Here is a 15,711-nt window from a genome sequence, read left to right on the forward strand (position 1 = left end):
TGTTCGTATCTTAGCGGGTGTAACGCCGTTTCGGCGACCTCGTTAATGCCCACATTTCCAAAAATGGGGCATAAGCCCCGCTCTCCCTCAAATGGGCAGTGATTTCCCTGTTGACGCTTCGTAGACTGCACCCAGGAATCGCCGCTGGCCTTGGGGAAGGCGCGAGCGGCCAAAGACGGGTACGAGAAGAGCAGGAGGATACCATGGAGCAGAAACCGAGGGGGAGCGCGCTGAGCCGCCGCAGCTTCCTGAAAACCGCTGCCGTTGCCGGTGCGGTCGGCTTCGCGGGCGCGAACCTGGCGGGCATCGCCGAGGCAGCTGGTTCGCCGGCCGCGGGATCGGCGGGCGAGACCCAAGCCTTTACCTATCACAACGAGCATTGCCTGTGCAATTGCATGCTGCAGTGCACTGTGCGTGACGGGCGGCTCGCGATGATCCAGCCGCGCCCCAATGAGGACCATCGTTTCCAGAACGTGTGCCTGAAGGGCCTTTCCGAGGTGCAGAACATCTACGGCGAGGCGCGTATCCAGCGCCCCATGAAGCGCGTGGGCGAGCGGGGAAGCGGCGAGTTCGAGGCCATCAGCTGGGAAGAGGCCTTCCAGATGATCGCCGAGAACTTCAAGGCCATCCAGGACAAGTACGGCAAGGACGCCCTGTGGATCCAGTTCTCCACCGAGGCCTCGCAGCGCTTCCCACCGCTTCTGGCCAGCGTGCTGGGGGCCCAGGCCGGCGGCATGAACGGCTACGACATGGGCCAGGGCAACGGGCAGATCATGGCCTTCTCGCCCTGGATCGGCATGTTCGCGCAGAACACCATCTGGGAGTGGCCCGAGGCTGCCGTGGTCATTCTGGCCAACACGAACCTGGTGGAGACGAGCCTCACCTGGTCGCGCGGCATGCTGGATGCGCAGGAGGCGGGCACGAAATTCATCTGCCTGGACCCGCGCTTCAGCCCCACGGCGGGCAAGGCCGACCAGTGGGTGAACCTGCGGGCCGGCACCGACCCGGCGTTCTTCCTCGGCATGACGAAGTACATCCTGGACGAGGACCTGTTCGATCGCGAGCACGTGCTCGCCCACACGTCGCTGCCGTTCCTCATCGATGCGGAAACGGGTGCGTGCCTGGTGGACGTGACGCCGGGCACCGATCCCGAGACCGGCGAGCCGGTGGAGTTGAAGACCTTCTACGTGTGGGACGAGAACACAAACGCGGCGGTGCCCCAGGAGACCGCGGGCGTTGCTGCCGCCCTGGAAGGCGAGTTCACCGTTAACGGCACGCGCTACCTCACCCAGTTCACGCGCCTGCGGAAGGACATGGAGCCCTACACCTTGGAATGGACCGCTGCTACCTGCGACATTCCCGCCGATGTGGTGGCCGATGTGGCCACCCAGTACGCGGCCGGCCCCTCCATCATCGATAACGGCGTGGGCGGCATCGACAAGTTCGGCAACAACGACGTCGCCGGCCACTGCTACGCGCTCATCGCCTCGCTCACGGGCAACTACGGCAAGCGCGGCACCGGCTGCGGTATCTACGGCTACCACGTGACGCCCTACGAGGCGCACCTGGGCGCCTGGCCGCTTCCCGAGGGCATGGCGCCGGCACCCAGCCCCCAGGGCTTCTACGATGTGGTCAAGGGCGACACCATCCACGGCGCGATGTTCTTCGGGGACATTCCCACCCAGAAGGCCGCGAACTGGAACAAGACCCTGGAGTGGATCGACTCGCTCGACTTCGTGTGCCTGGCCGACATCTACCACAGCTCGGTGACCGATTTCGTCGATCTGGTACTGCCCTCGTGCAGCAAGTTCGAGTGCGCCGACGCCGTCGGCGGCATCAAGTGCGCCAACGCCCATATTCTGGCCAACCTGAAGGTGCTCGACCCGCTGTTCGAGAGCAAGTCGGACTTCTACATCGAGAAGGGCATCGCCGAGGCCATGGGACTGGGAGACGTGTTCCCGGCCGACGGCGAGGAGTACGCGCGGGCGCTTTTGACCACCGACGACCCGCAGGTGGCCGGCTTCACCTTGGAGAAGCTCCAGGAAGCCGGGGGCGCCTTGCGCCTCATCGGGTCGGAGGACCTCATTGCGCCCGAGGTGGGCTTCACCTACGGAACGGCATCGGGCAAGCAGGAGCCCTACTACGAGGCGCTGCTGCAATTCGGCCAGGCGTTCCCCGCTTGGGAGCAGCCGTGCGAGGCCTATCCGGAAAACCCGCTGCGCGAGAAGTACCCGCTGCAGTTCAACCAGGCCCGCTCCCGTTTCCGCGTGCACTCGGCCTACTCGGGCGCGAAGTGGATTCAGGAGGTGAGCGAGCCCCACATCGAGCTGAACCCGGTGGATGCCGCCGCCCGCGGCCTGGAGGACGGCGATGCGGTGGAGGTGTTCAACGACCGCGGCTCCTTCCGCACAGTGCTGCGGCTGAACGAGTCGGTGCGCCCCGAGAGCGCCTTCATGGTGGAGAGCACCTACCGCCAGTACCTGGACGGCACCATTATGCAGGCGGTGTCCAACGACACGCTGAACGAGCGCGGCTATGCGCTGCCCTTCGGCCCCATGATTCCCTATAACGATACGCTCATCGAGATCAAGAAAGCTGGTGAGTAGCCATGACGAAGCTTGCCATCGGCATCAACCTGCGCCGCTGCATTGGTTGCAACACCTGTGCGGTGGCCTGCAAGATGCAGAACAACGTGCCCGACGGAATGCTGTGGAACCGGGTGCTGACCGAGGGCTGCGAGCAGTTCGACGGCGCCGAGGGCGTCTACCCGCACCTCACGCGCACCTACCTGCCCCTGGCGTGCCAGCATTGCGAGAACCCGGCTTGCGAGCGGGTGTGCCCCACCGGCGCCACCTACAAGGATGATATGGGCCGCGTGGAAATCGACTACGACAAGTGCATTGGCTGCCGTATGTGCATGGCCGCCTGCCCCTACAACGCCCGCACGTTCAACTGGAACGAGCCCGTGCGTGCCACGGGGGCTGCCTATGGGGATGCGCGGGTGCCCGAGCGCGGTCGCGGCGTGATGGAGAAGTGCACCCTGTGCAAGGAGCGCACCGACGAGGGCGAGGTACCCATGTGCGTGCACTGCTGCCCCGGCGATGCGCGCATCTTCGGCGATCTGGACGATCCCGATTCCGCCGTGTCGCGCCTGCGCCGCGAGGGCAGCGCCGAGGTTCTGCTGGAAGATAAGGGCACGCGCCCGCAGGTTTTCTACGTTCGCTAGGGGGATTGCGCTATGACTTCGTTGATGAAAAACCCGCTTGTCGTTGGGTCGGGCGTGCTGGCCCTCGTAGGCGCCGGCGTGTACGTCTACCAGCTGATGTTCGGGCTCGGCATAACCGGCATGAACAACTCCACGAGCTGGGGGCTGTACCTCACCTGCTTCATGTTCTTCGTCGGTCTGTCCGCCGGCGGCCTCATTGTGGCCTCGTCGGCCTCCATCTTCGGCATTAAGAAGTACAAGGCCGTGGCGCTGCCGGCTGTCATCCTGTCGCTCGTGTGCATCTGCTGTGCGGGAGTCTGCGTGCTCGTGGACCTCGGCGGTATCCAGCGCATCTGGCGCATGGTGACGGGGCTGAACTTCATGTCGCCTCTGGCCTGGGACATGATCGTCATCACGCTGTACCTGGTCATTAACCTGGTGTACCTGTACTTTATGTGCTCGGCGAAGGCCGATCCGGCGAAGGTGGCGGTGGTGTCGCGCTTCGCGCTGCCAGTGGCCATCCTCGTGCACTCCGTGACCGCGTGGATTTTCGGCTTGGAAATTGCCCGCGAGGCCTGGCACACCGCCATCCTGGCGCCCATCTTCGTGGCCTCGGCTTTGGACTCTGGCCTAGCTCTGCTGGTGCTTGCCCTGTTCGGCCTGCGGGCGCGCGGCGTGTTCCAGACTCCCAACGAGCTGATCACGAGTCTGGCGGGGCTTTTGTGCACCTGCATCGCCGTGGACGCCTACTTCATCGGCTGCGAGATCCTCACGACGGCTTACAACGGCACCGAGGGCGGCCTGGCCGTGGTGAACACGCTGCTGTTCGGCGGCACGGCTCCCTTCTTTTGGTTCGAAGTGGTGTGCGGCCTGGTGATTCCCTTCTGCCTCTTGGTGTTCGCGAAGAACCGCCGCAACATGAAGATCGTGGGCGTGGCGGCTGTGCTCGTGGTGGCCGGCGTGTTCTGCAAGCGCTGCTGGCTCATGTTCACCGGGTTCGCCGTGCCCAACATCGTCGGCGGCCCGGGCATCACCCTGGGCAGCGCGGCGGCCCAGACCGGGGGTGCTGCCGATATGTGGGCGATCATGGGCGTGTATGCGCCCACGGTGCCGGAGGTCGTGCTGACCGTGGGCATCTTCGCGCTCGGCGTGTGCGCTTTCACGGTGTTGTGCCAGCTGCTGCTGAGGAAGTAGCCGACGCGGGGCCGTTGGCACTGCGACATCCGCCCGGTGCTTATCTTCTCGGTCGTCTCTTATGTGCGGAGGAGGCAGTCCCACGGGGCTGCCTCCTCCTTTTGTCGCCAGCGGTATTTTTTGGCTTGACGATAAAATCTTCCCTTGACCCTTCCGCAGCGTGAGGGTTTATGCTGGGGCTCGACAGGATGGATGGAAGAGGTACCTATGGAAGAAAAGGCCTACACGGTGGGGCAGTTGGCGAAGTTGGCGGGAGTGACGGTGCGGGCCCTGCACCATTACGAGGACGAGGGGCTGCTGCACCCGACTCGCACAGCCAACGGCTACCGGCGCTACGGGGCCGACGATGTGGCGCGGCTGCAGCAGATTCTGCTGCTGCGGTCGTGCGGGCTGGCCTTGGGCGACATCCGCGCGGCCTTGGCAGACCCCACGTTCAACTTCCACGACGCGCTGAACGGCCATCTTGTCACGCTGCGCGCACAGCAAAAGGAACTGGAAACCCTGGTGGGAACGGTGGAGAAGACCATCGCGTCCCTGGAAGGAAGATGTACGATGACTGATGCAGAACGATTCGAGGGCATGAAGGCCCGTGTGATTGCCGAGAACGAGGCTGCCTATGGCGCCGAGGTCCGCGCGGCCTATGGCGATGCGGCCGTGGATGCGGCCAACGAGCGCATGGCCGCCCTGACCGAGGAGGAGTGGAACGACGCGGAAGCGCTGGGCGCGGCCATTCTGGAGCAGCTGAAGGCGGCCCGAGCCACGGGCGATGCGGAAAGCGCCGAGGCGCGCGAGCTGTGCGCCATGCACGCCCGCTGGCTGCAGATGCACTGGGGCGCGGGTGCCTACTCGCCCGAGGCCCACGCCGCCCTGGCCGAAGGCTACGTGGCCGATCCGCGCTTCACGGCCTACTACGACAACGCCGCCGGCGAGGGGGCTACGGCCTTTCTGCGCGATGCGCTCGTGGCCTGGTGCGCGGAGCGGGAGTAAGGGCGGATCGACGACGTAGCGGCAACGATCCGTTGCGCCTGGGGGCAGTCTCGTCATTCTGCCCCCAGGCGGCGCCGCGGGGCGAACAGCTGGCTCGTCGGTTCAGGCGCGCTCCTGCACAAGGGCGATGTCCGCGAGGGTTCTTTCCGGAGAATAACGGGAAGGTCGGCCTACGCCAAATCGTCCGATGGGGAAGTGCCGGGCGGTCGCGCTCTTCTCAAGGCTCTGTGTCCTTACTTCGGGTCACCGGGAATCTTTTTTCGCGCTACACTGGCCTCCAAAAGAAGAACAAATGTTTGGAATAGGAGGGAAGCTATGAGTGCGAGAGCAAGCAGGGAGGCTGTAGAGGTAGCGTCGGGTGCAAGGGGGTCGTCGTTGAAGGCGCGGGTGCAGGCGGCGGTGAACGACCTGGCGGCAGAGGGGAAGACTCCGTCGTTCTACCAGGTGGCCCAGCGCGTAGGAGTGGCCCGCAGCACGCTCTACCGCCGGGCGGATCTCAAGGCGGTAGTGGTTCAGGGGCGCCGGGCCGCAGCCGATGGGGGTGGCGCTGCGGGCCGTGCCGGCCCTGCCGAATCCTGTGGCGACGTGGGGGCTTGTGCCGCCGATGATCGGGCTGAACGGGCAGCCTTGGAAGCGGCACTGGAGGCCCTCCAGAAGGAGCGCGACGCCCTGGCTTGGCGCTTGGCTTTGCGCCAGCGGCTCGATGATCGGCCGCGGTTCGTCTACGCCGTATGCCGCCTCGGGGATGCAGCCTTAATTGGGTGAGTGCCAAGCGCGACGGTATTGCAAGGGGCGCGGTTTGGGCCATGGTGCCTTACAGGTTGCCAACGGAGCGGAATCGGCCCCTTGCGATCTCTGCATTGTTTGGGGCATGCTGAACGCTGTCATCGGTCGCTCTGCCCGAGGAGTGGTGCCCGGCGACTGTCCAAGAAAGGGGGCTGCCATGGAATTCACGTCGGCAAGCGCTAACAAGTATCTGCGCCGGCTGCAAGATGAGAAGGGCTTCATTCTTGGTATTGAGGCAGAGTGCAGCACCTATGTGCTCGGCGATAAGGAGGTGGCCGATCCGCCAGCGTACAGCTATGAAGAGACGCGGGCGAAGGTGGCGGAAATCGACCGTACCACGATGGTCGTGCGCCATGCCGTGCATCAATTCAACATGGCAACGGTACTTTCCCAGTGCGGACTTACCATCGGCGAGGTCCTGATTGCCCTGGCTTAGAAGACTGACGTTTGCGCATACAAACGTTATCAGGGGGCATCGATGGCGTTATCCGCGAGGACAAGCTCGGCTTTGAAAACATCTACATTCAGGCAAAGCGATGGGATCTGAATGCGAGTGTCGGACGGCCCGACTTGCAGGCATTTGTGGGCGCTTTGACGGGAACGGGCGCGACAAAGGGTCTTTTTATCACAACGGCGCGATTCTCGAAAGGCGCCCTTCAGTTTGCAAGTATGCAGCATGCCATAAAACTTGTGCTTGTGGATGGAGATCAGCTCGCACGTTTGATGGTCGCCCATAATGTTGGCGTCTCGGTTCGACACACCTATGAGATCAAGGGTATTGATCGCGACTATTTCGATATAGGCGATTAGACCGAAGTTGTAAGTGCACTTTGGTTATGAGGTGGTTGAGGGTTCGCGTGCTGGGACGGTTTTGGACAATCTGGAAGTGACTGTCTACAGACGCAAACTGAGTGGTGACGATGCCTGTGCGCCTCGCGGGTCGAACTGGCTGATCGGCTGGGGGTCTGGGAGGTCTGCTGCCGGGGCCAAGGGTAAGCGTGGAAGGGCCCGGCAGTGGTCGTAACGTGCCGGGCCCTCTTTGCGCTGCAAGCAGAATGCTCGTAGTGGTATTCGGCGGATGGGGCTACTTGTCCAGCATCTCGCGCACTTCTTCGCGGCCCTCATCGTGGAGGCCCTTCTCATCGGGGGCCAGGCGCTCCAGCAGTTCCAACAGCTCGCCCATATGCTCGCGCTCTTCGTCGCGAATGTCGGAGAGCACCTTCTTCGCGTCTTCGTTGTCCGTCGCCTGCACGTGGGCGTCGTACTCGTGAATGGCTTCCAGCTCGCCGATGATGTCCTGGCGGATCGCGTTGATGAGCTCCTGATCGGTCAGCTTCCGCGGCACTTCCATGACAAACGGATCAGAAATAGTGGCCATGACAGCTCCTTTCACCCGACGCCCCGCCTCGGCGGCCGCGTCCTCGGTACCTCGCGCCTCGTGCCGTCGCAACGGTTTTTCGAGCGCTTCGGAGTATCGTAGGTGACGAATGCGGCGCGGTGCGGCAGAGACCCGGGTTGCCATCAACCTGTAGACGCTGCGACAAGGGGGCGACGAAGGAGCAACGGCAGGACGGTCGATGGCGCGGGCCTTTCCCGACACGCGTGCGGCCCTTGAGCGCATGCGGGCCGGTAACGCCGCCGGCTGCGCCACGGTGGCCGCCCTCTGGGGCATGTTCTCCGCCGAGGCTCTTGCCGCCGAGAATCCCACAATGATGTGCGCATCGCTGAGCGCGATGGTGGAGCGCCTGTCGCTTTGAGGACGCCCTATCGCTGCCAGTGCTTCAAGTGGGGGACGATAACGCCCATGAACGAGACGGCCTCGTCCTGCGACATGCCAGTCGCCTCCATGAGGAAGGGGGTCGTTTTCTCGATCAGCTCGTCTTCGCTTTTGTACACGAATTGGCCGCTATCGTAGCACCACTGGCAGTAATCCGGGTTCTCTGCACCGTCGGCTTCGGTGCCGCGGGGCATGTTGGGCACCGTGAAAGGGGTCCCGCAGCATTGGCACAGCTGTGTCGTGTCGATGTCGAAGAGCCGGATCGCGGGGATGTCGAGCACCGTCGCGATCAGCTTGCGCATATCCACCGACGGCTCGGTCTCGCCGTTCTCCCAGCGCGATACCGCCTGCCGCGTGACGTAGAGCTTGCTGGCGAGTTCCTGCTGGGTCATTCCACGCTGCTCGCGCGTCTCGACGAGCGTTTCCTTGAACGGCATGAGTGCCTCTTTTCTCTCAGTTTCGGAACTGACTTCATTCTGGCTGGGCGGGCATCCTCATTCAAGCAACGTTTTGTTGCGCTGAAACCTTCTCTCGGCGCAACGTCGTCATCGTCGGGTTCCCGCCGCCCATTCGATGCAGCCCGGCTGCCCCCTAAGCCCGGCACCTCATCTACAGCCCCAGCTCGGCCTCTCCCCATTGCTTCATGGCCAGAAGAATGGGAACGAAGCTCTCGCCTCGGGGCGTGAGGGCGTACTCGACGCGCGGGGGCACCTCGCCGAAGTCCGTGCGGGCGAGGAAGCCGTCCTCGACCAGCTCTTTGAGCTGCTTGGAGAGCGTGGATTCAGAGATATTGCCGATGCAGCGGCGCAGCTGGCCGAAGTGGCGCACATCTTTCAAGGCGATGTAGAAGAGGATCTCGATCTTCCATTTCCCGCCGATCATGCGCTGGATAGTCGAGACCGATCGGCAGCGCTCGATCTCCTCGCCGCGCCTTTGCGCCATGGGCTCCTTTATGCACTACAGAAAAAGACAGTACTTCACGGTTCGTAGCTCTTCTCCCATGATAGCAGCATGTAATGTGTTCCTATAGTTTTGTCAACTGGTTTCCTCGATTGTCTTTCCAAAAAAATGGCAATGCTGGCGCGGGGCCCATGGGCCCCGCGCCTTTCTATGGAAAACGGCTGGCTAGGCCGAGTACGGGACCTCGTCCCTCATAATTGCGCAGATCACCTTCATCCTCTTCCTGGCAACGGCCTTCAGGGCCTCCCCGTGGACATGCCGCGGTCCCTGCATCTGCGGTAGTAGTCGCCGAACCGGCCCTTGCTGCGGCTGAGCGAGCTGCAGGAGAAGATGAGCAGGTTCTTCAGCCGCTTGTTCCCCTGCCGGGACGAGCTCACCGACGATATCGACTTGCCCGACTGCCGGTTCCTGGGCGCGATCCCGCAGCAGGATGCGAGGTGGTCGTGGTCGTGCTCGGTGTTGGCCACGGGCCCGCTTCCCAGCACCTCGCCCCTCCTGCTCACATGGCATGCCCAGTGGGAGAACTTTCCGACATCGAGCCCTATGACGGCATTGCAGGTGGCGGCTTCGCTCAGCATGGTGGTATCCTTCCAGTCGTCGGTCGATCGGAGCGCTGCCTCGCGCGACACCTACATTGCCTGGCCGTGGCGCTCTTTGGTCGGAGGAGCCCGGCAGTTTCCTATTAGTCGTCGGAAGCAGCAGTGCCCGCGTCGGCGACACCCCCCGGGCCCTCGAGGGGCAGGGGCAGAAGGCCGTCCGCGGGCGCCCGACCGGCAGTCCCTCGGGACATATGTCAATCGTAACCCGACTGGCAAGGCAATTGCACTAAACAGTCGGACTAACTGCTTTTCAAACTGTAATGGGGATGCGCACATCTATGATGCTGTTCGCAAGACGCTGAGCGGAAGCGCTTGCCCGCATTGTCGCGAGCCTCGCACAATGAAGCGTACGGCCCTGTTGTCGGCTAGCGGGATGCCGCGGGGCCGTGTCCATGGCCCCGCGGGCGCGGCCTGTCGTCGTTGCGATCGCGGGCGAACAGGTAGACGGCCAGAAGCCCCACCACCACGATGGCCGTGCCGATGGCGCAGACGGTTTTCAGATGAATGGCCGGAATACCCACGAGCATACCGATGATGTAGGGCACGAGCCACAGCAGCCACACGACGGTGCTGAAGGTATGGAAGCGACGGCGCGCCTGCTGGCTGCCGCGCAGATAGGTGAAAGTGGCCCACAGCGCGTGCACGATCATGAGCACGATGGCCAGCGCACCGGTGAGGCCGTGGATACCAAAGCCGGTGGCGTTCGATTGACTGGCGATGTTGCTCATGATGAGGGTGCCGGTGGTATCGCAGGCAAGGCCTGCCCAGAATAGCAGGACGTACTTCAAGTTAAGCGAACCGTGACGGCGTTCACCGAAAACGCCCCACGTATAGAAGAGGAGTGCCAGCGAAATAGCCACGGTGGAAACAATAAGCTCGGGGGACATGAATCTCCTTTCTCAGATAAGGCATAAGAGCGCCAAGCTCCTATCATGAACATTGTTCATTAATGAACAATGTTCATGATAGGAGCAGCGGACAGCGAGGGCAAGGGCGATTGTGCGGATTCGCAAGGTTTTCACGGACTTGTTACGCCGCGGACATTCATAATGAGCACTGTTCATGTTGGTATGCTGGAAAGGACAGGTCATGGGGAATCGCCCTGTTATCAGCAAAGATCAGATTTTGGGTGCAGCCTACGAGATTGCCACCACGCAGGGTTTGGGTGCGCTGAGCATTCGGGCTGTTGCGACGGCGTGTGGGGTGGCGGTGGGTACAGTGTACAATTCGTACCCCACAAAGTCCGATTTGGTCAACGATGTAGTGGGCCGGTTCTGGCAACGGGCTCTTTCCGGCTGCATGGCCATGGCCAATGGGGGCGAGGAGGCGGAAAGCGCTAATAGCTCCAGTCCATGTAGTTCGGCAGAGTTCGAGCACGACGACTTCGTGGCGCTTTGCCGTCAACTGTCCGGTGAGGTAGGTCGGGCTTTGGAGGAGTTCCGGTCCGATTTTCTTGAGGGGCTTGCTGCGCTCGGGTCTTATGATTTGGCCGGGGCACGCCGTCGTGAGGCGGCGAGTTTCGCCCATGTGCGCCAGGGGCTGCAAATGGCTCTCGAGCGTGATCCTGCCATCTGTCGGAAGAAGCTCGTGGGCGCGCTTGCCCCCGATCGCGTGTGCGATCTCGTGTGGGAGACCATGGTGGATGCTGCGCGCCGCAAAAAACCCCTCGACGAGACATTGTTCGCCCTGCTACGCGACGCACTGTACAGCTAGGGCAATAAACGTTTGTCCTTACAAGCAATATGAGCCGGCGTTTCGCCATGCTACAATGTTTCCCACTGTTTCCGCTGGCGTTGAAGGAGGTCCTCTGTGATAGAAATCGCCGATCTTCGCGATTGCGCTCCGAGTGGCCTTTTCTATGGAGGCCGGGCGGGGCAGAAAGAGGGCATTCTCATCAACGGGGAGCCTTGGATTGCCAAGTATCCGCGTACGACGCGCGATCTAGTGGGCAAGCATCTGCCGTCGTACACCTCGAGTCCCGTTTCCGAGTATCTCGGCTCGCATATCTACGGGCTGCTGGGCATCCCGGTTCACGAGACGACGCTCGGGTACCGCGCCGGCAAGATCGTATGCGCGTGCCGCGACTTCACCTTCCCGAATGCGCGTCTCTTCGAATTCAAGGAGATCAAGAACGCCCTTTCCGATGACGATGCGGGCTTCAGCTCCGCGCCGTCGGATGGGGAGGTTATTCTTCTCGGCGATGTGCTCGCCGCTATCGAGACGTCGGATGTTCTGAAGAAGGTGCCGGGAGTGCGCGAGCGTTTTTGGGACATGTTCGTGGTGGATGCCTTCATTAAGAACCCCGATCGTAACAATGGGAACTGGGGCGTTCTCATGACGGCGCCAATGGCCTACGAGCTGGCTCCCGTCTACGATATGGGGAGCTCTCTGTTCAGTAAGCGTAGCCCCAGCGTTGCGGCGCGTCGGCTGGGAGATGAGGCGGCTGAGCATGAGGATGCTTTCGGGACGAACATCTCGTGCTATCGGCTTTCTGATGGCGAGGGCGGCAGTAGCGCCATTCATCCCTTCGAGTACATGGCAAAGACGGCGAACCCCGATTTGACCGCTGCCATCGAGCGTTTTGCGGCAGCGGTGGACATGGATGCCATCGATGCGCTCATAGATAGCGTGCCCGAAGAGGCCTATGGCATCGTGCTTCTGTCGGAGCCGAGGCGCGCGGAGCACAAGCGACTGCTGAGAAAGCGCCTTGAGGAGGGTATTCTCCCGTTGCTGTAGGTGAGGTGCATCAACTGTTCTACAATGGCTACCAATCCCATCGACCTCACCGCGGAAAGGCTTCCATGAACGATATCCAGGGCATCTTGTTCGATGCCGACGGCACGCTGATCGACACCTACGACATCATTCTCGCCTCCATGCGCTACGCCATCAACGACGTGCTGGGGCGCGACCTGTCCGACGATGCGCTCATGGCCGGCGTCGGTACGCCCCTGCGCGATCAGATGGTCGGCTTCGCGGAAGGCGACGAGGCCCTGGCCGAGCATTTGCTGACGACCTACCGCGAGCACAACGTGGCCGTGCACGATGCGCAGGTGCGGGCCTTTCCCGACACGCGCGCGGCCCTCGAGCGCTTGCGGGCCGCGGGCATTCCGATGGCGGTCGTCACGTCGAAGCGCCACGCTTTGGCCGAGCGAGGGCTGGCCATGAGCGGCATCGCCGAGTTCTTCCCCGTGCTCATCGGCCCCGACGATTGGCCCGAGCACAAGCCGGCGCCCGGGCCGCTGCTGCGCGCCTGCGAGCTCATGAGGCTCGATGCGACCCGCTGCCTCTATGTGGGCGATAGCCCCTTCGACATCCAGGCCGGCAACGCCGCCGGCTGCGCCACGGTGGCCGCCCTCTGGGGCATGTTCCCCACGGAGGCTCTTGCCGCCGAGAATCCCACGATAATGTGCGAATCCCTCGCAGAGCTGGCAGACCGCCTCGGCTGCTAGCGCCCGATGCGATCTGAGATCGCGTTCGCGTGCATGTCTTCAATCGGCCGCCGTGAATCCACAGGATGCCCGGCGTCTGCTCGGGCGGTCGAGCGCTTGCCACCGGCCGCATGACCAGCAGGCGGATGTCGCGCCCGGTAGAGGGAATGGTGCGCCACTCCTCGCTACGATGCCTCTGTTCCACGGCATGTCGCCTTTCTGTTCGGCTTCCTAAAATCCCAGTACCTCGCCGACGTGGGCGGCGATGCAGAGATCGGCTGTGTCGTCGCGCCCGCATATCGATTCCAGGCGGTAAACGCAATATGGGGCTTGCCTCCTAGCCGGCATCGGCGAATCGTTCCATGCGCTCGGCTTCCGCTTCGGACAAGCGGCAAAACATGTCCGCCAACCCTTCGTAGTCACTCCGGGCCAGCGCCTCCATGTACGCGGCGCGCTCCTCCACAGGGATGACCACAGGGGCAAGCCCGGCTCGCATAAGTCCGCGATTTATGAGAATGCGCCCCGTGCGCCCGTTGCCGTCTTCGAAAGGGTGAATTCTCTCGAATCGGATATGAAATTTCGCCTCGCGCAGGAAGGGGTCCTCCCCCTCGTCGTGGTTGTACTCCCATACCAGCTGCATCATGAGCTGGTTCACTTGGTTAGGAGTCGGCGGCATGTGCTCGGCGCCGCGAATCACCACCTGCACCCGCCGATAATCGTCAACCTCGCTGATGTTGCGATTAATGCCTTGTGCTATGTCCTTGATGAGCCTCTCGGAAAGACTGGCGCTCAGTTCGCCCGTGGCGACGCCGAGAGCATACTTGTGGTTAATTGCCTCGTACAACTCGCGCGCCGTAGCCGTCACCTTCATGGAATTATCGTTCCATAAAATGGCATACGTCTCAGCATAAGACAGCGTGCTGCCCTCGATGGCATTCGAGTGGTATGTGCTGCGCGTCACGTAATCTTCGAAGTAAGCTTGATGATCGCGCATGAATTCCATGACATCCACGGGGCACTCCTTGGAGGGGGTTCGGTCATTGGGGGTTTCATTTTAGCACGCAAGAAAACCCTCCCTCTCGCCTCTGGATGGGAGTGCGCCGCCATGGTGCTGGCGATTGCGAAATTCAGTGCGGACTCGCTTCGGCTACAATCCCAGCTCGGTCTCTCCCCACTGCTTCATGGCCAGAAGGATCGGTACGAAGCTCTCGCCTCGGGGCGTGAGGGCGTACTCGACGCGCGGGGGCACCTCGCCGAAGTCCGTGCGGGCGAGGAAGCCGTCCTCGACCAGCTCTTTGAGCTGCTTGGAGAGCGTGGATTCGGAGATAGTGCCGATGCAGCGGCGCAGCTGGCCGAAGTGGCTCACATCTTTCAAGGCGATGTAGAAGAGGATCTCTATCTTCCATTTCCCGCCGATCATGCGCTGGATAGTCGAGACCGATCGGCAGCGCTCGATCTCCTCGCCGCGCCTTTGCGCCATGGGCTCCTCCTTTATGCACTACAAAAAAAGACAGTACTTCACGGTTCGTAGCTCTTCTCCCATGATAACAGCATACAGCGGGACTGCCGGCGGGCAGCTGAAGGGAAAGGAAGCAAGTCATGCACTACACGGGAACTATCTGGCGGCCGCCCTACGAGGCCGATTCGCTCATCATCGAGGCCACGGCGGGATGCACCCACCATGCCTGCAAGTTCTGCACGCTTTACGCCGATTTGCCGTTCAAGTTCAGGCCATCCCCAATCGAGCATATCGAGGCCGATCTGTTGGAAGCGCAGACTTGGTACCGCGATCCGCTGCGCAAAGCCGAGGAGCGGCTCTTCGAAACGCGGCGGGCGAGCTGCGAGCGCATCTTCCTGGCGGGCGCTAATCCCTTCGGACTCAAGGCGAAGGGGCTGCTTGAGATAGCCGGTCTGGTGCACGGGTACTTTCCGGAGTGCCGAAGCATCGGATGCTTCTCGCGCATAACCGACGTGACGCGCAAGACCGATGCTGAACTGACCGAACTGGCGGCGGCCGGCTACGACGGTCTCACCTTGGGGATCGAGACGGGGGATGACGACGCGCTCGCGTTCATGAACAAGGGCTATGGGGCCCGCGACATCGTTGAGCAATGCGCCCGGCTCGATGCGGCGGGCATCTCCTACGCCTTTTTCTACCTGGTGGGCATTGCGGGGAAGGGGCGCGGCCTTGAGGGCGCCCGGCGCACGGCCGCCGTGGTGAACCGCACGCATCCGTGGCTTATCGGCGCCAACATGCTCACGGTATACGAGAACTCCGAGCTGCACCGGGAAATCGTCGCCGGCAATTGGCAAGAAGCGGCCGAGGTGGAGAAGTACGAGGAGGTAAAGGAGCTGGTGGGCGCTCTTTCCGTGCCGACCGAGTTCGCCATGCTGGGCGCCTCCAACCCGGTGATGCTGCAGGGTCGCTTGCCCGAGCAGCGGGAGCAGATCCTGGCGGCTCTCGACGCCATTATCACCGACATCGGCGAGGAACGCCTGCGGAGCTACCGCACCAGCCTTCGGCACTTGTAGGGATTTCGACCTCCCACACTCTCTTCTTGACAAAACAGTAAGCGACAGTAAAAACTCCGGCTGCTCCGCGTTCAAGGAGGTGCTTACTTCCCCTGCTCGCGGTGCAGAAGCGCGTTGGCGCCGTAGAGGCGGATTGGGCCGCCGTCGAGCTCGTTCACCTCGCCCACGTACTCCCAGCCGCATTTCTCGTAGAACCCTACGAGGTCGGTAACCAGGTACAGGCGGCTGTGGTCCATCGTT

20 protein-coding genes are annotated in these 15,711 nt (G+C 62.5%); 12 read left to right on the forward strand and 8 right to left on the reverse strand.

Annotation, left to right across the window (positions count from 1 at the left end):
* Positions 1-203: 203 nt before the first annotated feature.
* The 7 genes from AAK988_RS08905 to AAK988_RS08935 all read left to right on the forward strand — a co-directional run bounded on the left by AAK988_RS08905 (position 204) and on the right by AAK988_RS08935 (position 6,982).
* The gene (locus AAK988_RS08905; RefSeq protein ID WP_369880635.1) at positions 204-2,606 is read left to right on the forward strand and encodes a molybdopterin-dependent oxidoreductase; all 2,403 of its coding nucleotides are present in this window, start codon (positions 204-206) and stop codon (positions 2,604-2,606) included.
* A 2-nt stretch (positions 2,607-2,608) separates the two neighbouring features.
* Positions 2,609-3,226 (forward strand): 4Fe-4S dicluster domain-containing protein, encoded by a 618-nt coding sequence (locus AAK988_RS08910; protein ID WP_150839039.1) that lies wholly within the window; start codon positions 2,609-2,611, stop codon positions 3,224-3,226.
* A gap of 12 nt (positions 3,227-3,238) precedes the next feature.
* Positions 3,239-4,399: an NrfD/PsrC family molybdoenzyme membrane anchor subunit gene (gene nrfD / locus AAK988_RS08915; RefSeq protein WP_151429892.1), complete on the forward strand. Its 1,161-nt coding sequence runs from the start codon at positions 3,239-3,241 to the stop codon at positions 4,397-4,399.
* A gap of 207 nt (positions 4,400-4,606) precedes the next feature.
* Positions 4,607-5,386, forward strand: coding sequence for a MerR family transcriptional regulator (locus tag AAK988_RS08920; RefSeq protein WP_369873595.1), 780 nt, complete (start codon positions 4,607-4,609; stop codon positions 5,384-5,386).
* A 375-nt stretch (positions 5,387-5,761) separates the two neighbouring features.
* The gene (locus tag AAK988_RS08925) at positions 5,762-6,151 is read left to right on the forward strand and encodes a hypothetical protein (protein WP_242369338.1); all 390 of its coding nucleotides are present in this window, start codon (positions 5,762-5,764) and stop codon (positions 6,149-6,151) included.
* Between the two features lie 178 nt (positions 6,152-6,329).
* The gene (locus AAK988_RS08930; RefSeq protein ID WP_151429894.1) at positions 6,330-6,608 is read left to right on the forward strand and encodes a hypothetical protein; all 279 of its coding nucleotides are present in this window, start codon (positions 6,330-6,332) and stop codon (positions 6,606-6,608) included.
* A gap of 11 nt (positions 6,609-6,619) precedes the next feature.
* Positions 6,620-6,982, forward strand: coding sequence for a restriction endonuclease (locus tag AAK988_RS08935; RefSeq protein ID WP_135969947.1), 363 nt, complete (start codon positions 6,620-6,622; stop codon positions 6,980-6,982).
* A 274-nt stretch (positions 6,983-7,256) separates the two neighbouring features.
* Here the strand turns inward: AAK988_RS08935 and encB are convergent, their stop codons facing one another.
* Positions 7,257-7,550, reverse strand: a complete 294-nt coding sequence (gene encB, locus AAK988_RS08940; protein ID WP_135969946.1) for an encapsulin nanocompartment ferritin-likeEncB family encapsulin nanocompartment ferritin-like cargo protein cargo protein — start codon at positions 7,548-7,550, stop codon at positions 7,257-7,259.
* Positions 7,551-7,749: 199 nt separating this feature from the next.
* Here encB and AAK988_RS08945 point away from each other — a divergent pair, with 199 nt between their 5' ends.
* Positions 7,750-7,929: an HAD family hydrolase gene (locus AAK988_RS08945; protein WP_263000027.1), complete on the forward strand. Its 180-nt coding sequence runs from the start codon at positions 7,750-7,752 to the stop codon at positions 7,927-7,929.
* A 7-nt stretch (positions 7,930-7,936) separates the two neighbouring features.
* On the opposite strand, the gene AAK988_RS08950 is transcribed toward AAK988_RS08945, so the two are convergent.
* The 4 genes from AAK988_RS08950 to AAK988_RS08965 all read right to left on the reverse strand — a co-directional run bounded on the left by AAK988_RS08950 (position 7,937) and on the right by AAK988_RS08965 (position 10,395).
* Positions 7,937-8,386 carry a zinc ribbon domain-containing protein gene (locus tag AAK988_RS08950; protein ID WP_135969944.1) on the reverse strand — a complete coding sequence of 150 codons (450 nt, stop codon included), beginning with the start codon at positions 8,384-8,386 and terminating at the stop codon, positions 7,937-7,939.
* 172 nt (positions 8,387-8,558) lie between these two features.
* A complete protein-coding gene (locus AAK988_RS08955; RefSeq protein ID WP_016309939.1) occupies positions 8,559-8,891 on the reverse strand; it encodes a winged helix-turn-helix transcriptional regulator in 333 nt (110 codons plus the stop codon).
* 254 nt (positions 8,892-9,145) lie between these two features.
* The gene (locus AAK988_RS08960; RefSeq protein WP_369873596.1) at positions 9,146-9,487 is read right to left on the reverse strand and encodes a transposase; all 342 of its coding nucleotides are present in this window, start codon (positions 9,485-9,487) and stop codon (positions 9,146-9,148) included.
* 386 nt (positions 9,488-9,873) lie between these two features.
* The gene (locus tag AAK988_RS08965) at positions 9,874-10,395 is read right to left on the reverse strand and encodes an HsmA family protein (protein WP_369873597.1); all 522 of its coding nucleotides are present in this window, start codon (positions 10,393-10,395) and stop codon (positions 9,874-9,876) included.
* A 202-nt stretch (positions 10,396-10,597) separates the two neighbouring features.
* On the opposite strand from AAK988_RS08965, the gene AAK988_RS08970 reads away from it, so the two are divergent.
* From AAK988_RS08970 to AAK988_RS08980, 3 genes are all read left to right on the forward strand, one after another.
* A complete protein-coding gene (locus AAK988_RS08970; protein ID WP_369873598.1) occupies positions 10,598-11,221 on the forward strand; it encodes a TetR/AcrR family transcriptional regulator in 624 nt (207 codons plus the stop codon).
* Between the two features lie 96 nt (positions 11,222-11,317).
* Positions 11,318-12,244, forward strand: coding sequence for a HipA domain-containing protein (locus AAK988_RS08975; protein WP_369873599.1), 927 nt, complete (start codon positions 11,318-11,320; stop codon positions 12,242-12,244).
* Positions 12,245-12,309: 65 nt separating this feature from the next.
* Entirely contained in the window at positions 12,310-12,960 is a 651-nt protein-coding gene (locus AAK988_RS08980; protein WP_369873600.1) for an HAD family hydrolase, read from the forward strand.
* 316 nt (positions 12,961-13,276) lie between these two features.
* Here AAK988_RS08980 and AAK988_RS08985 read toward each other — a convergent pair whose 3' ends face one another.
* Positions 13,277-13,942 (reverse strand): Fic family protein, encoded by a 666-nt coding sequence (locus AAK988_RS08985; protein WP_369873634.1) that lies wholly within the window; start codon positions 13,940-13,942, stop codon positions 13,277-13,279.
* 144 nt (positions 13,943-14,086) lie between these two features.
* Positions 14,087-14,419: a winged helix-turn-helix transcriptional regulator gene (locus AAK988_RS08990; protein WP_369873601.1), complete on the reverse strand. Its 333-nt coding sequence runs from the start codon at positions 14,417-14,419 to the stop codon at positions 14,087-14,089.
* 119 nt (positions 14,420-14,538) lie between these two features.
* Here AAK988_RS08990 and AAK988_RS08995 point away from each other — a divergent pair, with 119 nt between their 5' ends.
* Entirely contained in the window at positions 14,539-15,471 is a 933-nt protein-coding gene (locus AAK988_RS08995) for a radical SAM protein (RefSeq protein WP_369880636.1), read from the forward strand.
* Between the two features lie 83 nt (positions 15,472-15,554).
* Here the strand turns inward: AAK988_RS08995 and AAK988_RS09000 are convergent, their stop codons facing one another.
* Positions 15,555-15,707: a hypothetical protein gene (locus AAK988_RS09000; RefSeq protein WP_369880637.1), complete on the reverse strand. Its 153-nt coding sequence runs from the start codon at positions 15,705-15,707 to the stop codon at positions 15,555-15,557.
* Positions 15,708-15,711: the final 4 nt, after the last annotated feature.

The sequence above is a fragment of the Adlercreutzia muris genome (assembly GCF_041223505.1).
Classification (GTDB): Bacteria; Actinomycetota; Coriobacteriia; order Coriobacteriales; family Eggerthellaceae; genus Adlercreutzia; species Adlercreutzia muris.